Origin of the sequence: Kluyvera chengduensis, from assembly GCF_044197065.1 — a bacterium.
In the GTDB taxonomy this organism is placed as follows: Bacteria; Pseudomonadota; Gammaproteobacteria; order Enterobacterales; family Enterobacteriaceae; genus Kluyvera; species Kluyvera ascorbata_C.
This window is the reverse complement of sequence record NZ_JBIQOI010000001.1, coordinates 935106-953677: the sequence shown is the minus strand read 5'-3', so window position 1 is coordinate 953677 and position 18572 is coordinate 935106. Positions and strand designations below refer to the sequence as shown.

General features: G+C 55.7%; 16 protein-coding genes. 7 read left to right on the top strand and 9 right to left on the bottom strand.

Annotated features, from left to right (window positions below; all coding sequences use genetic code 11):
• Positions 1-85: 85 nt before the first annotated feature.
• Complete coding sequence (gene hrpA, locus ACH1XZ_RS04390) at positions 86-3988, bottom strand: ATP-dependent RNA helicase HrpA (protein ID WP_395594465.1); 3903 nt, start codon at positions 3986-3988, stop codon at positions 86-88.
• Positions 3989-4187: 199 nt separating this feature from the next.
• Between hrpA and azoR the strand changes: the two genes are divergently transcribed.
• A complete protein-coding gene (gene azoR / locus ACH1XZ_RS04385) occupies positions 4188-4790 on the top strand; it encodes an FMN-dependent NADH-azoreductase (protein ID WP_035893172.1) in 603 nt (200 codons plus the stop codon).
• A gap of 124 nt (positions 4791-4914) precedes the next feature.
• Here the strand turns inward: azoR and ACH1XZ_RS04380 are convergent, their stop codons facing one another.
• The 3 genes from ACH1XZ_RS04380 to ACH1XZ_RS04370 all read right to left on the bottom strand — a co-directional run bounded on the left by ACH1XZ_RS04380 (position 4915) and on the right by ACH1XZ_RS04370 (position 7277).
• Positions 4915-5325: a GFA family protein gene (locus ACH1XZ_RS04380; RefSeq protein WP_395594464.1), complete on the bottom strand. Its 411-nt coding sequence runs from the start codon at positions 5323-5325 to the stop codon at positions 4915-4917.
• 8 nt (positions 5326-5333) lie between these two features.
• Positions 5334-6200 carry an aldo/keto reductase family oxidoreductase gene (locus tag ACH1XZ_RS04375; protein ID WP_395594463.1) on the bottom strand — a complete coding sequence of 289 codons (867 nt, stop codon included), beginning with the start codon at positions 6198-6200 and terminating at the stop codon, positions 5334-5336.
• 168 nt (positions 6201-6368) lie between these two features.
• On the bottom strand, positions 6369-7277 hold the full coding sequence (locus ACH1XZ_RS04370) for an alpha/beta hydrolase (RefSeq protein ID WP_395594462.1): 909 nt from the start codon (positions 7275-7277) through the stop codon (positions 6369-6371).
• A gap of 672 nt (positions 7278-7949) precedes the next feature.
• Between ACH1XZ_RS04370 and ACH1XZ_RS04365 the strand changes: the two genes are divergently transcribed.
• From ACH1XZ_RS04365 to ACH1XZ_RS04355, 3 genes are read left to right on the top strand one after another with little or no spacing between them, the layout of a single operon-like run.
• On the top strand, positions 7950-9017 hold the full coding sequence (locus ACH1XZ_RS04365; RefSeq protein ID WP_395594461.1) for an ABC transporter substrate-binding protein: 1068 nt from the start codon (positions 7950-7952) through the stop codon (positions 9015-9017).
• Positions 9004-10011: a FecCD family ABC transporter permease gene (locus tag ACH1XZ_RS04360; protein ID WP_395594460.1), complete on the top strand. Its 1008-nt coding sequence runs from the start codon at positions 9004-9006 to the stop codon at positions 10009-10011. Before ACH1XZ_RS04365 ends, ACH1XZ_RS04360 begins: the two co-directional genes overlap by 14 nt.
• Entirely contained in the window at positions 10008-10757 is a 750-nt protein-coding gene (locus tag ACH1XZ_RS04355; RefSeq protein WP_395594459.1) for an ABC transporter ATP-binding protein, read from the top strand. The genes ACH1XZ_RS04360 and ACH1XZ_RS04355 overlap by 4 nt, the downstream gene beginning before the upstream one ends.
• Here ACH1XZ_RS04355 and ACH1XZ_RS04350 read toward each other — a convergent pair.
• From ACH1XZ_RS04350 to ACH1XZ_RS04335, 4 genes are all read right to left on the bottom strand, one after another.
• On the bottom strand, positions 10741-11481 hold the full coding sequence (locus ACH1XZ_RS04350) for a substrate-binding domain-containing protein (RefSeq protein ID WP_395594458.1): 741 nt from the start codon (positions 11479-11481) through the stop codon (positions 10741-10743). The genes ACH1XZ_RS04355 and ACH1XZ_RS04350 overlap by 17 nt on opposite strands.
• 70 nt (positions 11482-11551) lie before the next feature.
• Positions 11552-12388, bottom strand: a complete 837-nt coding sequence (locus tag ACH1XZ_RS04345) for a shikimate dehydrogenase family protein (protein ID WP_395594457.1) — start codon at positions 12386-12388, stop codon at positions 11552-11554.
• Entirely contained in the window at positions 12378-13727 is a 1350-nt protein-coding gene (locus ACH1XZ_RS04340) for an MFS transporter (protein ID WP_395594456.1), read from the bottom strand. Before ACH1XZ_RS04340 ends, ACH1XZ_RS04345 begins: the two co-directional genes overlap by 11 nt.
• Before the next feature lie 91 nt (positions 13728-13818).
• Positions 13819-15669 (bottom strand): bifunctional sugar phosphate isomerase/epimerase/4-hydroxyphenylpyruvate dioxygenase family protein, encoded by a 1851-nt coding sequence (locus tag ACH1XZ_RS04335; RefSeq protein WP_395594455.1) that lies wholly within the window; start codon positions 15667-15669, stop codon positions 13819-13821.
• A gap of 132 nt (positions 15670-15801) precedes the next feature.
• Between ACH1XZ_RS04335 and ACH1XZ_RS04330 the strand changes: the two genes are divergently transcribed.
• On the top strand, positions 15802-16440 hold the full coding sequence (locus ACH1XZ_RS04330; RefSeq protein ID WP_395594454.1) for a TetR family transcriptional regulator: 639 nt from the start codon (positions 15802-15804) through the stop codon (positions 16438-16440).
• A gap of 22 nt (positions 16441-16462) precedes the next feature.
• Here ACH1XZ_RS04330 and fumD read toward each other — a convergent pair whose 3' ends face one another.
• Positions 16463-16675, bottom strand: coding sequence for a fumarate hydratase FumD (gene fumD, locus ACH1XZ_RS04325; protein WP_395594699.1), 213 nt, complete (start codon positions 16673-16675; stop codon positions 16463-16465).
• 165 nt (positions 16676-16840) lie between these two features.
• Between fumD and ynhH the strand changes: the two genes are divergently transcribed.
• Complete coding sequence (ynhH, locus tag ACH1XZ_RS23340; RefSeq protein WP_459253850.1) at positions 16841-17134, top strand: protein YnhH; 294 nt, start codon at positions 16841-16843, stop codon at positions 17132-17134.
• Positions 17135-17141: 7 nt separating this feature from the next.
• Positions 17142-18554: a pyruvate kinase PykF gene (gene pykF / locus ACH1XZ_RS04320; RefSeq protein WP_395594453.1), complete on the top strand. Its 1413-nt coding sequence runs from the start codon at positions 17142-17144 to the stop codon at positions 18552-18554.
• The last annotated feature ends 18 nt before the right edge of the window (positions 18555-18572 follow it).

The window sequence follows — 18572 nt, the reverse complement described above, 5'->3', positions numbered from 1 at the left end:
CCCGAGGTGAAGACCCGGGGTCGGCGTACGCCTCGCCCGGGCTACATGTTTTTTTGTAGCCCGGCCAAGCGCAGCGCCGCCGGGATCAGGCGGCGATCTGTTCCATCGCCTGCAGGATACGTTTATCCGAAATCGGATACGGCGTACCCAACTGCTGAGCAAAGAAGCTGACGCGCAGCTCTTCAATCATCCAGCGGATCTCCTTCACATCATCATCTTCACGACGTGTCGGCGGCAGCTTGTTCAACCACTGCTGCCACGCCTGCTGGACGCTTTCCACTTTCAGCATCTGCGCGCGGTCGCGGTGCGGGTCGACGGCCATTTTCTCCAGACGTTTTTCAATCGCCTGCAAATAACGCAGCGTATCGCCCAAGCGACGGAAACCGTTGCCGGTAACGAAGCCGCGGTACACCAGACCGTTCATCTGTGCCTTAATGTCCGACAGCCCCAGCGCCATGCTCATGTCCACGCGCCCTTTCAGCCGTTTATTGATGTTAAATACCGCCGTCAGAATTTGCTCAACCTGTTTGGCAATCTCCACCACCGTCTCATTGAGATTGGCGCGCACCTTTTCGTGCAGCGCAGCGAAACCCGCCTCGCTCCACACCGGCCCGCCCGCCTCGTCAATCAGCTTGTCCACGCCGCAGGAGATGCAGTCGTCAATCAGGTCAAGCACCTTGCCGTACGGGTTAAAGTAGAGCCCCAGCTTCGCCTTGTTCGGCAGCTTTTCGTGCAGATACTTAATTGGCGACGGGATGTTCAGCAGTAATAGACGACGCAGACCGCGCCACATTGCCTGCTGCTGTTCCAGTTGGTTATCAAACAGCTTGATAGCCACGCTGTCACGCTCGTCCACCAGCGCCGGCCAGGCTTTCACCTTATAGTTGCCGCGCTTCTGCTCGTAGCGGTCCGGCAGGTCGCCAAAGCTCCAGATATGCAGGCCATTCTGCTCGATACCGTCGTCGGCAACTGACGACAGCGTCTCCTGCACTTTGCCCTTCAGCGTATCTTTCAACGCCTGAAGCGAACGCCCTTCCTGGAGTTTTTTGTTTTTATCGTCCACCACGCGGAAGCTGATTTTCAGGTGATCGGGCACCTGATCCCACTGCCAGGCCTCACGGTCAACGGTGACGCCGGTCATTCGACGCAGTTCGCGCTCCAGCGAGTCAAGCAGCGGCATCTCCAGCGGCGTCGCGCGGCCTAAGAAGGCCTCGGCGTAGTTCGGCGCAGGCACAAAGTTACGGCGCACCGGTTTCGGCAGCGATTTAATCAGCGCGATAATCAGCTCACGGCGCAGACCCGGGATCTGCCACTCAAAACCGCCCTCTTCCACCTGGTTTAACAACGGCAGCGGAATGTGCACCGTCACGCCATCGGCATCGGCCCCCGGTTCGAACTGGTAGGTGAGACGCAGCTTCAGGTTGCCCTGATGCCAGAAGTTCGGGTAGTCCAGCTTGCTGACCTGCTCCGCCCCTTCTTTTATCAGCATGCTCTTTTCGAAATTGAGCAGATCTGGCGTTTCACGGCTGGCCTGCTTCCACCACTTATCAAAGTGGCGCGCGGAGATAACTTCGTGGCTGATGCGCTGGTCATAGAACTCAAACATCGTCTCGTCATCCACCAGGATGTCGCGGCGACGTGATTTGTTTTCCAGCTCTTCAATTTCAGTGCGCAGCTTCAGGTTGTCGCGGAAGAAGGCGTGACGAGTCTGCCAGTCGCCCTCCACCAGCGCGTGGCGGATAAACAGCTCACGGCACAGCGCCGGGTCAATCTGGCTGTAGTTAACCTTACGCGCGGCCACAATCGGCAGGCCGTAGACGGTCACTTTCTCGGTTGCCATCACCGCGCCCTGCGCGCGTTCCCAGTGCGGTTCACTGTAGGAACGTTTGATCAGATGCTGCGCCACCGGCTCCACCCATTCCGGGTCGATGCGCGCGGCAATGCGCCCCCACAGGCGGCTGGTTTCGACCAGTTCGGCGACCATCGTCCATTTTGGCGGCTTTTTGAACAGCCCCGAGCCTGGGAAGATGGAGAAGCGGGCGTTACGCGCGCCGGTAAACTCCTGCTTGTCGGTATCTTTCATACCGATGTGTGACAGCAGACCGGTCAGCAGCGAAATATGAATTTCGCGATACTCCGCCGGTTCGCTGTTTACCGGAATACCCAACTCTTTCACCACCTGGCGCAGCTGGGTGTAGATATCCTGCCATTCGCGCACGCGCAGGTAATTGAGGAAATCGAGCTTGCACTGGCGGCGGAACTGGTTCGACGACAATGCTTTTTGCTGCTCGCCGAGGTAGTTCCACAGGTTCACAAAGGCCATAAAATCTGACTCTTTGTCGTGGAAGCGGCGATGTTTTTCATCGGACGCCTGCTGTTTGTCCATTGGACGTTCACGCGGGTCCTGGATGGAGAGCGCCGAGGTGATGATCATCGCTTCACGCACGCAGCCGTGTTTCTGCGCTTCCAGCACCATACGCGCCAGACGCGGGTCGACCGGCAACTGGCTGAGCTGGCGGCCCTGCGGCGTCAGCTTGTAGGCGGTGGCCTGTTCATCGGTGGTGATAGCGCCTAGCTCTTCAAGCAGGCGCACACCGTCCTGAATATTGCGTTTATCCGGCGCTTCGACAAACGGGAACGCGGCGATATCGCCAAGGCCCAGCGCGGTCATTTGCAGAATGACGGAGGCCAGGTTGGTACGCAGAATTTCCGGGTCGGTAAACTCCGGGCGCGACAGGAAGTCATCTTCGGAGTACAGGCGAATGCAGATACCTTCCGACACACGACCACAGCGGCCTTTACGCTGGTTTGCGGAAGCCTGAGAAACCGGCTCAATCGGCAGACGCTGCACCTTGGTGCGATAGCTATAGCGGCTGATACGCGCCGTACCTGGGTCAATTACGTACTTGATACCCGGTACCGTCAGCGAGGTTTCCGCCACGTTGGTCGCCAGCACGATGCGTCGTCCGCTGTGCGACTGGAAGACGCGGTTCTGCTCGCTGTTTGATAAACGGGCGTAGAGCGGCAGGATCTCGGTATGGCGCAGGTCGCGTTTGCTCAGCGCATCGGCGGTATCGCGGATTTCGCGCTCGCCGCTCATAAAGATTAAGATGTCGCCCGGCCCTTCCTGCCCCAGTTCATCTACGGCGTCGAAAATCGCCTGTAGCTGGTCGCGCTCGGTGTCATCCGCGTCTTCAACGATCGGACGATAGCGAACGTCTACCGGATAGGTACGACCAGAAACTTCGATAATCGGCGCGTTATTAAAGTGGCGCGAGAAGCGTTCAGGGTCGATGGTCGCTGAGGTGATGATCACCTTGAGATCCGGGCGACGCGGCAGCAGCTCTTTCAAGTAACCGAGCAGGAAGTCGATGTTAAGGCTGCGTTCGTGCGCTTCATCGATAATGATGGTGTCGTACTGCATCAGCAGGCGGTCCTGCTGGATTTCCGCCAGCAGGATACCGTCGGTCATCAGTTTGACCATGGTGTTGTCGCTGACGTGATCGCTAAAGCGAACCTTGTAGCCAATGCAGCCGCCCGGCTCAGTTTTCAGCTCTTCCGCAATACGGTTGGCGACGGTGCGCGCCGCCAGACGACGCGGCTGGGTATGGCCAATCAGCCCTTTGATCCCGCGCCCTAGCTCCATGCAGATTTTCGGCAACTGGGTGGTTTTACCCGAGCCGGTCTCGCCCGCGACAATCACCACCTGGTGGTCGCGCACGGCGTTGAGGATGTCTTGTTTCTTCTGGCTAACCGGTAGGTTTTCCGGGTACTCAATCACCGGACGCGCCGCTTCGCGCAGCACAACCTTACCGGCTGCCTGTTCAATTTCCTGCGCCATCTCCTGGTAAATGGCCTGTTGTGCTTCAGGATTTTTAACCTTTTTAACGCCGTGTAATCGGCGGGCAAAGCGCTGTTTATCCCGCAGCGTCAGCGCGTCAAGGCGCTGACTGAGCATCGCAAAGGTGATTTTTTGTTGTTCTGTCATAGTCTTATTGGGCAGCGCACTGCCGGGAAAAGCTCTCATAAAGAATCGTCATAGCATACCACACTTGCGCATTTCGAGCCTTGTTCAAAAAAACTGAATATAGAATTCGATATATTGCGCTATCTCTGTGGCAGGATTGTGAATAAAGTGTCAGCAAGCAACAGGGCATCGCCCGTCAATCAAATATAAGGAATTACCTATGAGCAAAGTATTAGTTCTGAAATCCAGCATCCTGGCAGGCTACTCTCAATCAGGTCAGCTGTCCGACTATTTTGTTGAGCAGTGGCGTGAAAAGCACTCCGCTGACGAAATCACCGTCCGCGACCTGGCTGCCAATCCAATCCCGGTGCTGGATGGCGAACTGGTCGGCGCGCTGCGCCCAAGCGATTCCCCACTGACCCCGCGTCAGCAGGAAGCGCTGAAGCTCTCTGACGAACTGATTGCCGAGCTGCAAGCCCACGACGTGATTGTTATCGCCGCGCCGATGTATAACTTCAACATCCCAACGCAGCTGAAAAACTACTTCGACCTGATTGCCCGTGCTGGCGTGACCTTCCGTTACACCGAAAAAGGTCCAGAAGGTCTGGTCACCGGTAAACGCGCTATCGTACTGAGCAGCCGCGGCGGCATCCACAAAGATAGCCCAACCGACCTTATCACCCCATACCTGAACGTGTTCCTGGGCTTCATCGGGATCACCGACGTGAACGTGGTCTTCGCGGAAGGTATCGCTTACGGCCCAGAAGTGGCTACCAAAGCGACCTCTGATGCGAAAGCCGCGATCGACAGCCTGGTCGCCTAATCGCTTCACAGTCAATACAAAAACCCTGCTCATCAGCAGGGTTTTGTTTTTTGTAGCCCGGCCAAGCGCAGCGCCGCCGGGACCGGCTCCAGGCCCCCGGAGTCGGCGTACCGCCTCGTCCGGGCTACTTTTTGTCGTAGCGCAGGTAGCCCGCTATGCCACCACCGCCGTCTTTTGGATGGTGGATACCGTCATGAACTTCCACGCAGGCAAAATCAAACGGCGAAACGCCTTCCAGACAGGCGACGTTAATCCCGTACTGCTGGGGGTTCGAGCGCCGCTGATGGAAGGTATAAATCCCGCACACCGAACAGAAAAAATGAACGGCCTCGCCGGTATTAAAGCGATACTCCGTTAATTTTTCCTGACCGCGCAGAATCTCGATCCCCAACAACGGCGCAGAAACCGCGACCGCACCGCGCATGCGGCAGTAAGAGCAGTTGCAGCGCCGAGCCGTATTCAGGCCATCGCTAAGTACCACGGTAAAGGCCACCGCGCCGCAGTGGCATTGGGCGGAACGTTTGTCGCTCATCAAGCCTCCCGTTATGCGCGAGCCGCGATGCCGTCGAGCGTCGCCAGTGCGTCCTCAGGTAAGGTCAACTGCCCCGCCGCCATATTTTCCTGCAGATGCGTCACTGACGACGTACCGGGGATCAGCAGAATATTTGGCGAACGGTGCAGCAGCCAGGCCAGCGCCACCTGCATCGGCGTTGCGCTCAGCGAACGAGCGACCTTGTTCAGCGCGGAGGATTGCAGCGGCGAAAAGCCGCCGAGCGGGAAGAACGGTACATAGGCAATACCGTCACGCGCCAGCGTATCAATCAGTTCATCATCACGGCGGTGCGCGATGTTGTACTCATTTTGCACGCAGACAATATTGGCGATTATGCGCGCTTCGGCCACCTGCGTTGCCGTGACGTTACTCACCCCAATATGCTTGATAAGGCCTTGTTGTTGCAGCTCGGCGAGCACGCTGATACTGGCTTCAATAGAGCCTTCGCTCGGCCCATGGCCGTCGCCAATCATCACGCGCATATTCACCACATCCAGCGCATCTAGCCCGAGATTACGCAGGTTATCGTGTACCGCCTGCTTTAATTCCTCAGCGGAGAATGCCGGAAGCCAGGCGCCTGTATCATCACGACGCGCGCCAATTTTGGTCACAATCACCAGATCGTCGGCATAGGGATGCAGCGCTTCACGAATAATCTGGTTCGTCACGTGTGGGCCGTAGAAGTCGCTGGTGTCGATATGGTTGACACCGAGCGCCAGCGCTTCGCGTAACACGGAGATGGCGGCATGTCGGTCTTTCGGTGGACCAAATACCCCTGGACCTGCCAGCTGCATCGCCCCGTAGCCGAGGCGATTAACAAATTGAGAACCAAGGGAAAACGTAGTGTAACGGGTCATAACGTCCTGCCTGTATCATCATGATGAATGTGACCGACAGTATAGGAACGGTTTTCCCTATATGACTGTGCTTTTTATGCCATAAATGCAAAAAGCTGGCGCGCTACTGCGCGTAACGCAGCAGATTGAAGAACGGATGCCGGAAGAATACATCGTCTACGAACACCTTTACCTCAGGGAACGTAGCCAGGATGCATAGTGCCCAGGCCATTCAACGGTGGCGGTTCCCGGTTTCCCCATCGCAAAACCGTGTCCACCGGTTGGATAGCGGTACATCGTGACCGGCACCTGTTCTCGTAGGCAGGCCGCCTGCATAATTAGCGTATTTTGCGGGTCAGACACCGGATCGTTTTCAGCCTGTACCAGGAATATCGGCGGTGTTTCTGGCGTGACATAGCGCTGAACGGACCACGCAGCGTTGGCCGCCTGTGAAGCCTCTCTTCCGAGCAGAATTTTATGCGTCGCGGTATGGGTGTACGGTTGCTCAAGCGTGATGATGGGGTAAATGAACGCCGCGCCGCTCATGGTCGCAGGATGCTTATCCAGTGCATCTACCGCGGGATAGCTTTGATAGTCTGGCCGCGTCGCCGCCATGCCAAGCAGATGCCCTCCGGCTGAAAATCCCAGCGCGCTCACCCGCCTTTCGCGCTGTGCAACAATCCGCAGTGCCCGCTGCGCATCCTGCAGCGCCACCAGATTACCATCATTCCAGCCTTCACCGGGCAACCGATAGCTCAACAGGTACGCGGTATAGCCTCGATTAACCAGCCACAGAGCGGCGGGCCAACCTTCCATCGCCATCTCAATGCGCTGATACCCGCCTCCTGGCGCAATCAGCACGCCATGGCCGTTAGGCGATGGTGGCGTTAGTACGGTGAGCGTCGGTATCGCTATCTGGCTTTGCGCCCCTTTCGCACTCACGTGCATTTTCCCGACAGGGCCACCTCCGCCTGGCGGTATAACGGGCCACAGCGGGATCGTCTGCTGCTGATATGACGTGGCGTAGGCAAGCGTAGAACCATATCGCGCCGAAAACAGCGTAGCGGCAAAACCCAACAGAAAATGACGACGATGCATAGGCGCGCCTCACCAGGTAAGGAATTGACAGTTAAACAAAAAAGAAAGGACAGAGGATGAAGGATTTATGGCGAAGTGTTACTCACCGATTAGAGCGATTGCGAGCAGAATTCCTAAAACACAATAACTGGATAGGCAAACAGTACTCCTGGATTGCGACCCCGTGCGGGCTGCTATAGGATTGCGGTAATCCCGAATTTCGGGAGAGGCGCAATGTTGCGGGGGCTTTATCCCCGGCGGCATCGGCTGCAGGAAAGAGAAAACCCCCGCACGTTGCTTGGTAAACCTGGCAACATAACGGGGGCTAACTTGACCCTAAGCAATTCAAGGATAGCCGCGTACGGTTGCCATTGCAACACAGGCGGTTATATGACGTTCAGGGAAGCGTTAGTTATTGCGGTTGTGACATCGATTATCGGGCCTATTGTGGTCGCGTTAGTCTGCCACTTCTGCAATATCTAACCTGAAGTGGGCGTCATGTGTCGCCGCAATGGCAATATGCGCCCGAACCGGGCCACCAGAGTAAAGACTGGTGGCCCTTTTCGTTAACGTCTTGTTACGTTCAGCGTTGTCCGCAGATATTTAGGGGTAATTTTCTCAGACGGTTTGCATTTTTATACGTTATATAATCAAATACACATCGTTTATCCCCTCCTCCATAATGAGTGACTCATGTCTACATTACAACGCTTCCTGCTTGGGCTGACGCTGGCTTGCGCGAGCCTAATGGCCGTAAACCCGGCGATGGCCGACCGTACCATTACCGATCAACTGGGTCGTCAGGTTACCCTTCCGGATAGCGTGAACCGCGTCGTGGTTTTACAGCACCAGACGCTGAACCTGCTGGTCCAGTTAAATGCCGCTGACGATATCGTCGGCGTACTCAGCAGTTGGAAAAAGCAGTTGGGCCCTGAATTTGCACGCTTTATGCCCGGAATTGAAAAGCTGCCGATGCCGGGCGACCTGACGCAGGTCAACATCGAAAGTTTGCTCGCGCTGCATCCGCAGGTGGTCTTTGTTGCGAACTATGCACCGGAAGCGATGATCCAGCAGATCACCAATGCCGGTATTCCGGTGGTAGCAGTGTCGCTGCGTGAAGATGCCGCCGGTGAAAAGAACAAGATGAACCCGACGATGGCGGACGAAGAACACGCCTATAACGAAGGGTTGAAACAGGGTATCCGCCTGATTGGTGAAGTGGTTAATCGTCAAGCCGATGCCAGCAAACTTATCGACTACACCTTTAACGCTCGCGCGAAATTTAACGCCCCGGTAGCCGCCATTCCACAGAAGGAAAAAGTCCGCGTCTACATGGCAAACCCGGACCTGAACACCTACGGTTCGGGTAAATATACCGGTCTGATGATGGAACATGCGGGGGCGATGAACGTTGCCGCAGCAACGGTAAAAGGCGCACGCCAGGTATCACTGGAGCAAGTGCTGCAGTGGAACCCGCAGGTTATCTTCGTTCAAGACCGCTACCCGGAAGTGGTGAAACAAATTACCGCTGACCCACAGTGGCAAGGTATTGATGCCGTCAAAAACCATCGCGTCTGGCTGATGCCAGAGTACGCTAAAGCATGGGGCTACCCGATGCCGGAAGCGCTGGCGATTGGCGAGCTGTGGATGGCGAAAAAACTCTATCCGGAGCGCTATAAAAACGTTGATGTCGACGCACAGGCACAGGATTACTATCAGCGTTTCTACCGCACTCATTGGCAGGCCAATGCACATCAGTAGTCATCCTAAAACGGTACAGGGTGGGCTGATGTTGCTTACCCTGGTGGTTGCCGTCGTTTCCCTCTGCTTTGGGCAGTATGGTCTGTCGATTGGCGATGTGTTTAATCAGCTTGCGCATCCGCATCATGACGCCGATATTGCGCATCAGATTGTCTGGTCCGTCCGCCTGCCGCGCATACTGATGGCTCTGTTGGCCGGCGGTGTGCTCGGCCTGTGCGGCGCGACCTTACAGGGTGTGTTCCAAAATCCTCTGGTCGACCCGCACATTATCGGCGTCACTTCCGGTTCCGCCTTTGGCGGCACGCTGGCGATTCTGCTGGGTTTCAGCATGCCGATGATGATGGGCTCCACCTTCTTCTTCGGTCTCCTCGCGTTAACGCTGGTCTATCTGCTGGCCGCCCTTCAGGGGAGAGAAAGCACACTGGTGCTTATCCTCGCCGGGATTATTCTCAGCGGTTTCTTCGCGGCGCTGGTCAGCTTGATGCAATACATGGCCGATACCGAAGAGGTGCTGCCAAACATCGTTTTCTGGCTGCTTGGCAGTTTTGCCACCGCCAACTGGAGCAAAGTGCTGCTGCTTGTCATTCCCGTCACCATAGCGGCGCTGGTGCTCTACAAGCTGCGCTGGCGCATTAACCTGCTGTCGCTTGATGATAAAGACGCTCGTGCGCTTGGCGTGCGTGTTACTGCGCTTCGTCGCGGCGTACTGTTGTGCTGTGCGCTACTGGTTGCCGCTCAGGTCGCAGTGAGCGGCAGCATTGCCTGGGTGGGTTTAGTCATTCCACATCTGGCGAGAATGTTGTCGGGTGCCGATCATCGCCGTCTGCTGCCCTGTGCATTCTGGATGGGGGCAAGCTTTATGATTCTGGTGGACGATCTGGCGCGCACCCTCACCGCCGCCGAGATTCCGATTGGGATCATCACCGCCCTGGTCGGCGCACCGCTCTTTACCGTGATGCTGGTACGTGCCAGCCGAAAAGGACTGCTCAAATGACCCCAACGCTTTCGCTTTCCCGGTTGGAATATGGGCATAAAGCGCCGCTGTTTGCGCCGCTCAGTCTGCATTGTGAGCCGGGTGATATCTGGGCCATTTTAGGCGCTAACGGCCGTGGGAAAAGTACGCTGCTGGATACCATCACCGGCGTGTTGCCAACGCTCGCGGGCGATATCACCGTCACGGGTGGCGTTGGGATTGTACCTCAGTCCTTTCGCCCTGCTTTTGCCTGGCGAGTACGCGAAGTGGTGTTGATGGGCCGCGCCCGGCATATCGCCCTCTTCGCGCAACCGCAGGAGGAAGATGAACAACAGGTGATGGCGGCGCTGGCGCTGCTGAATATCACGTCGTTTGCCGATGCGCTGTTCAGCAACCTGTCCGGTGGTCAGCAGCAACTGGTGATGATTGCTCGCGCGTTGGTCAGCGCCAGTCAGAATATTTTATTAGACGAGCCCTGCTCAGCGCTGGATCTGGGCAACCAGCAGACGGTGCTGCAACTTATCAGCGACCTGGCGCGCGTCCAGTCACGTACGGTGATGTTCACTACACACGACCCGACTCATGCGCTGCAGGTCGCCAGCCATACGCTTCTGCTGTTGCCTGAAAGCCAATGGCTGGCGGGCCCTACCGCAGAGGTGGTTTCAGAAGCCAACCTTCAGCGCGCTTATGGCGTCACGGTACGTAAGCTAAAGCTGGAAGATTATCCTGCGGCAGTCGTCACCCCGCTGTTTAGCCTTCGTCGCTAGCCAACATAAAGCCCGCCTCGCGCAGGCAGCGCTGCCCCTCGTCTGCGAGGATAAACTGGTAGAACTGCTGCACGGCGGGACTTTCTTCCAGCATCGCCATGTAATAGTCACAGCGAATATTCCACGGTTCCGGGATGACCACGCTGCGCACCTCTTTCTGCTTATCCATCGCCGTGGCGTAATGGGCGTAGCCGATAAACAGGTCCGCCATCCCTTCACGAATAAGCCAGCTGCTTGCCATTTCGCCCGCTGGCACCGTCAGCGAATCGCGTCCGCCAACAAGTTGCCTCGCACGCCCCTTGAGAGATTCGCCAAGGCCGGGAAAACCGGCTTCAAGTTGTTCAAACAGCTGCCAGGTATAGTCGCCAGAAGGATCGCACAGCGGCGTTGATGTACCAAGGCGCAGCGTCCTGTCGCTTAACAGCTCAAGCCAGGTTTTACCCGCCGTTTGCGGGGAGTTTCTGACCGTCAGAATTAAGCGGTTACGCGCGAAAATTCGCAGGCCATGCGCTAATCCTGCATCGCACAGCACTTTAGGATGGTGGTAATTAGCGGAAGCAAATAGCGAGCACGACTCGCCCTTCTCTATGCGCTCGCGCAGTAGCCCTGCCGGGCCAAAAACGATCTCAACCGGAATTCCGGTTTTGGCCATAAACTGTGACTTGAGAGGAATAAAGGCGCGGCGAAGGCTGCCTGCCGCCAGCAGCGTGAGCGAGGAGTTCATATAAGATACGTAAAAGTCCGGGTAACATAACCGTTATGTTACCCGGGCTATTACGCTACTGACTAGCGCTTTAGTAACGAATTTGTGCAAGCGCCTGCAGCTGCTCCGGCGTGGCCACCGGCAAATGGAAGAAATCCAGATAGGCGGGGATCATTTCAAACAGCATATCGGTGCCGCGCTGTACCGGACAACCCCGTGCCATAGCGGCCTGCAAGAACGGCGTATACTCCTGCTTCATGACCACCTCGCCGACAAAAGTACCGGGGGTAATTCGGTCCATATCCATCGGTAGTGGATCGCCGGGAGACATGCCAAGCGGCGTGGCATTCACCACCAAATCGTGTCCCTGTGGATCGCAGGACATCACCGTCAGCTTAAGCTGCGGATAATGCGCCTGAAGGCGATGCGCCAGGGCATTGGCCGTGCTTTCACGTGTATCATAAAGCGTCAGAGCACTGACGCCCGCTGCTGCAAGTGAGGCGGCAATGGCCGACCCCACACCGCCACAGCCCATCACCAGCGCGCGCGCGCGCGTCGTGCGAAAGCCTTTACGTTGAATACCGCGAACAAAACCATCGCCATCGAACATATCGCCGGTCAGCGTGCCATCGGCTTCACGGCGAATGGCGTTGCACGCGCCCGCAATCTCCGCGGTGGGACTCATGCGGTCGACCAGCGCGCAGGTAGCCACCTTATGCGGCATTGTCACCAGCGAGCCGGCGATATTGGTCAGTGAAAAGAGCGTTGGGATGAGCGCCGCATAGTCTTCTGGCTTCACGCCCATTGGCACCACTTTGACATCGACGCCCTGGTTCTCAAACCAGGGGTTGTAGATCATCGGCGCTTTAAAGCTTTCGGTCGGGTACCCCAGATGAGCAATTAACCGCGTATGCCCACTAATTTGCATGAGAGCCCTCCTGCTCGGGTAGATCCAGCTCGATACGCTTCACGTCACCGAGGATAAACAGATAGGCGACGACCCCGAGAAGCGCCGCTCCGCCGATGTAAATCAGCGCGTAGAAGAAGCTACCGAATGCAGCGACAATAAAACCAATCACCAGCGGCGTGAGGATCCCCGCCAGATTTGCGCAGAAGTTGAACAAGCCACCGGTCAGACCGCCCAGCCCTTTTGGCGCCATATCGGAGATCAAAGTCCATCCAAGCCCCACCATTCCCTGGCCAAAGAAGGCGAAGGACATCACCATGATGACCGCCGTATCGCTGGTCAGCCAGTTGGCGCTGATAATGCAGCTTGCCATCAACAGGCCTGCAATAATCGGCAGCTTACGCCCCAGGTTGGCGCTTCCGGTCGCTTTGAGCAGCTTGTCAGATACCCAGCCGCCAAACATGACACCGCCAGCGGCGGCCAGGAACGGCATGATGGCGAAGAAGCCCACCTTAATCCACGGCATGTGGCGTTCGGTCGCCAGATAGGTCGGGAACCAGGTAAGGAAGAAAACCAGCACGGTGTTACCCGCAAACTGGCCGATGCTGGCCCCCACGATCTGGCGTTTGCGCAACAGTTGACGCACCAGCGGCCAGCTAAAGACTTTGCGCTGTTCGGCACCGGTCGTCATACCGCCGCCCGCAGTAATATACTCACGCTCCTGATCACTCAGACGCGCGTCCTCATGCGGTTCGCGGTAATGACGCCACCACACCAGCGCAAACAGAATCCCCACTACGCCCACGGTGATAAACAGCGTACGCCAGCCGAAGCCATCCATAATCCAGAACAGCAACGGCGCAAAACAGGCCAGCCCGAGATATTCCCCGACGGTATAAACCGCCGTCGCTTTAGCGCGCTCGTGTTGTGGGAACCAGGCACTCACCACGCGGCTATTGACCGGGAAGCACGGCGCTTCGCTGATCCCAAGACCAAAGCGGCACAACAACAACGACTTGAGGCCCACGGCAAACCCGTGGAACAGGGTAAACAGCGACCAGAAGCCCAGCGCCAGAAAATAGGTCAGCTTATTGCCAAAACGGTCGAGGAACATACCGCCGGGAATTTGCGCCAGCGCGTAGGTCCAGGCGAAGGCGGAGAAGACGATTCCCATCACCGCCGCGCCGATACCCAGCTCCTGGGTCAACTGCGGTGCGGCAATGCCGAGCACGGTGCGGTCGAGATAGTTAATCATTGTCCCGACGGCCAGCAGCGCCAGAATGCCGATGCGCCGCCGGGTACGGGGGACCGCGTTAACCGCCTCAGCGGTAGCCACGCGATTATGGCCAAGTGAATTCATAGTGTTTACCTGTCGTTGTCGAGTGCAGATGAATGTTATTTTTATGGTCTGTGGTGCAACACTAGCGTACCAGGTGGTTCAACCCGATGCGCTAGCGGTACTGCATAGCCGAGAGGCGGACGGCGGCATTGACCGCGCCATACTGCGCATAGCCGTTGCGTCTTTCGGTTAATTCAAAGAAGAAGCGTCCTTCGCTGAAGGGCCAGGTATAGCGATGTAAAAACTCGCCGCCCGCGGTATCACGGTCGTAAAGTATTTGCTGACGCTGCATCAGGGCAACCTGTTCCGGGCCGCCAAAACGCGCCAGCAGATCGTCATAGTAGTTTGCCGGAACAGGCAAGGAGAGCGAGTCCGCCAGCGGTTGTTTATCCAGTAGTCCCGGTAGGTCATGGCAGGCAAACGCGGCATGCTGGAGCCCTGCGCCCTGGTAACACGCAACGGAGCGGGCAATCTGCGTGGCCCGGCTTTGCGAGATATTCAGCGCGAGGCGAATATTACCCTGCGGGCTTTGTACCGCCAGGCTGCGCACCAGACCGTAGGGGTCTGGCATGGTCTGTTCATGTTCAAGGGTAAAGCCTAATACCGCCCGGCAGAACATCACCCAGTTATCACGGCTGTCGGCTTCCATCCCTAATGCCAGATGGTCAATACCCAGCAATGCGCCCTGGGTCGCGTCCCCGGTCAGATTAAAGTCCTGGCTATAGATATCCTGATGCCCTTCAACCAGATAAATAAGGCTGCCATCCGGCGCGCATACCGCAGGAATGGCACTCTCATTTGGCCCCACCTCACCTTGCCAGGTCGCGTAGCCATAAGCTTTTGCCCGCGCCACAATCGGTGCGCTTGCGCTCACCCGCAGCGCCATCGCGCACAGCGACACGCCGTGACGCTGGTAGAAATGATCCGCCCAGCTATGCGGTTGATAATTGATGATGATTCTCGCGCCACCGTTGCTCCACAGCGCCACCTGTTTCGAGCGGTGCACACCCGCAAGCCTAAAGCCCATGCCGCTGAGCATGGCGCTCAGTTTCTTGGCTTCTGCGGGGCTTGCGGCAAATTCAATAAACTCGGTGCCTTGATAGGTCGGTAGATTGGCGGTCTGGAACAAGTCAGCGTCGGTATCACCTAGCGCGTTGCGCGTCTGTTCTTCCAGCCACAGCAGAGAACGATAGCCATCTTTGGCCGTTGCGCCGTTCGGCGAGGCGCGGAAACCGTCGTTAAAGATCTCCAGTGACCACGGTCCGCGATAGCCCACACGCGTAAGTTCGCGCGTAAACTCCACCAGCGGTAGTTCCCCCTGGCCTGGGAAGCAGCGAAAATGGCGGCTCCATTCGAGGACGTCCATTTTCATCAGCGGCGCATCGGCCAGTTGCAGGAAAGTAATTTTGTCTACCGGCACTTCATGCAGGCGACTGAGAGAGTCTCCGAGCGACAGAATATGGAAGCTATCGAGCACAATACCGAGCGCCGGGCTATCCACCGCCTTCACCCTCTCCCACGCCTGATACCAGCGGTTGACGTGTGTACCCCAGGCCAACGCTTCATAGCCAATGCGGATATTTTCCTGCTCGGCAAGCGTCGCTAATGCGCGCAGATCGGCTATCTGGAGTTCGACATCAGCGGAGCAATCCGCCTGAACGTTACTGCACAGCAATAACGTGTCACAGCCCAGTTCATGCATCAGCGCAAACTTGCGTTTAGCGCGTTCGAGGTTTGTTGCAAACTGTGCGCGAGTGCCGCCTTCAAAATCTCGAAACGGCTGAAATAAAGTGATTTTAAGCCCCAGATCGTCGGCCATGCTACGGACATCCGCAGGCGTACCGGTATAATAGAGCAAATCATTTTCGAAGATCTCAACGCCCTGATAGCCTGCCGCCGCGATTGCGCTCAGTTTTTCAGGCAGGGTTCCAGAAATAGACACGGTAGCAATAGAACGCAACATAGTTTCACCAGGCTTATGCGGTAACGGTGGGATGAATATGAATCATTTGGTTCGTCGACGCCAGATTTGGTTGCTAAATTGTGATCATTGTGTGTATTTTTTGTGCCCTTGGAAACGTTAACAGGAGTTGTTATGTCCGCCATTGCTCAAGATGAAGCCCAGTCGCTCAAGAACCGCATCTTCACCGCTGCAATTACCGTGTTTGCTGAACATGGGCTGGCGGGGGCCAGAATGGAACAGATTGCCGGGGAAGCGCAGACCACCAAGCGTATGGTGGTTTACTACTTTAAAACCAAAGAGCAGCTGTACCAGGCGGTTCTTCAATATGTCTATTCGCGGATCCGTGAAACCGAGCAGCAGTTAGGACTGGAGAATCAACCGCCGGTAGAAGCGCTGGTGCAACTGGTGAAGTGGAGCGTGCGTTACCACGCCGAGCATGCGGATTTTATGCGGATTATTTGTATGGAGAACATGCAGCGCGGGAAATGGCTGCTGGCATCAGGCGACCTGAAACGACTCAACAAAAGTGCCCTTTCGCTGCTTGAGCACATTCTTCATCGCGGTCAGACGCAGGGAATTTTCCAGCCTGAAATTGAAGCCCGTGACGTCCACCGCCTCATTAGTAGCTTCAGCTTTTATCAGGTTTCCAACTTTTATAGCTTCAATAGCCTTTATCTGGATGGTCCGCTTCCGGACATTGATGATGAAGCGCTCATTACCCACCACAGCGAGCTGGCAGTAAAAGCAATCCTGCGCTTCGTCATCGCCTGATAATATCTATTTCAAGGCGTTATCACTGCCCTGAGAGCGCAGTCACCACTTTTTGCATCGCTTCGCGCGTCAGCTCGGAGCGCTGAATTTTGGTATTAGCCAGCGCGGTACGGACGACGCCAGCAATCACGATATGTTTTGGCTCCTGGCCCAAATCGCGCATTTCCAGCACCACTTTGCCCACCACACGGCACATCTCCTGGTATAAAACGTCGTCTTTTGCCTGATTTCCCATCATTTACGCTCGCTAATTTCCATTAATAATCAAATTATTATTGATTCTATTACCGGAGAAAGCAAATCAACGACGCCGCGAACAACGGCTCTGGCGGATTTGTTGCGCATCTTTGCTGTTACGTTTTCACAAATAATTCGTTTTTATTTTGTTAATTAGCCTGTTTTGATTTTGAAACGGCGTTTTTATTTTCTTTTTGCAACATTACATCGTATAATCTGCGGCGTTTCTTTCTTGAATGGTTTCAGCTCATTGGACTGCATTAATAAACGATTAAAACATCGCCTATTTAACTATGCTGAACCTCTAGCACACTTTCCTCTGCACGCTTTTTTTATGTCACCTATCCTTATGGCGTGGCATCGCAACTTTCGTAATACAGGTTTAACTCCATGGCCGTGCGCGCATGGAGCGAGAATTCAAATTCCCAATCCTTCTCAATCTCAACTTAAAGACTAAGACTGTCATGAAAAAGACCAAAATTGTTTGTACCATCGGACCGAAAACCGAATCTGAAGAGATGTTAGGCAAAATGCTTGACGCTGGCATGAACGTAATGCGTCTGAACTTCTCTCACGGCGACTATGCTGAACACGGTCAGCGCATCAAGAACCTGCGCAACGTGCTGAGCAAAACCGGTAAGAAAGCCGCTATCCTGCTGGATACCAAAGGCCCAGAAATCCGTACTATCAAGCTGGAAGGCGGTAACGACGTTTCCCTGAAAGCTGGCCAGACCTTCACTTTCACCACCGACAAATCCGTTATCGGCAACAGCGAAATCGTTGCAGTAACCTACGAAGGCTTCACCACTGACCTGACCGTGGGCAACACCGTACTGGTAGACGATGGTCTGATCGGTATGGAAGTGACCGCTATCGAAGGTAACAAGGTTATCTGTAAAGTGCTGAACAACGGTGACCTGGGCGAAAACAAAGGCGTTAACCTGCCAGGCGTTTCTATCGCTCTGCCAGCACTGGCTGAGAAAGACAAACAAGACCTGATCTTTGGTTGTGAACAAGGCGTTGACTTCGTTGCGGCTTCCTTTATTCGTAAACGTTCTGACGTTGTTGAAATCCGCGAGCACCTGAAGGCGCACGGCGGCGAAAACATCCAGATCATCTCCAAAATCGAAAACCAGGAAGGCCTGAACAACTTCGACGAAATCCTCGAAGCGTCTGACGGCATCATGGTTGCTCGTGGCGACATGGGCGTTGAGATCCCTGTAGAAGAAGTTATCTTCGCGCAGAAAATGATCATCGAAAAATGTATCCGTGCACGTAAAGTCGTTATCACTGCGACCCAGATGCTGGATTCCATGATCAAAAACCCACGCCCTACCCGCGCAGAAGCAGGCGACGTAGCGAACGCCATCCTCGACGGTACCGATGCAGTCATGCTGTCCGGCGAATCCGCTAAAGGTAAGTACCCACTGGAAGCTGTGACCATCATGGCAACCATTTGTGAACGTACCGACCGCGTGATGACCAGCCGTCTGGACTTCAACAACGACAGCCGTAAACTGCGCATCACTGAAGCAGTGTGCCGTGGCGCCGTTGAAACTGCTGAGAAACTGGACGCGCCGCTGATCGTGGTTGCTACCCAGGGCGGTAAATCTGCACGTGCTATCCGTAAGTACTTCCCGGATGCCACCATTCTGGCGCTGACCACCAACGAAACGACCGCGCGTCAGCTGGTGCTGAGCAAAGGCGTTATCGCTCAGGTTGTCAAAGAAATCAGCTCTACTGATGATTTCTACCGTCTGGGTAAAGAAGTCGCTGTTGAAAGCGGTCTGGCTCAGAAAGGTGATGTTGTTGTCATGGTTTCTGGCGCGCTGGTTCCAAGCGGAACCACCAACACTGCATCCGTGCACGTACTGTAATAATCTACATACTTATTA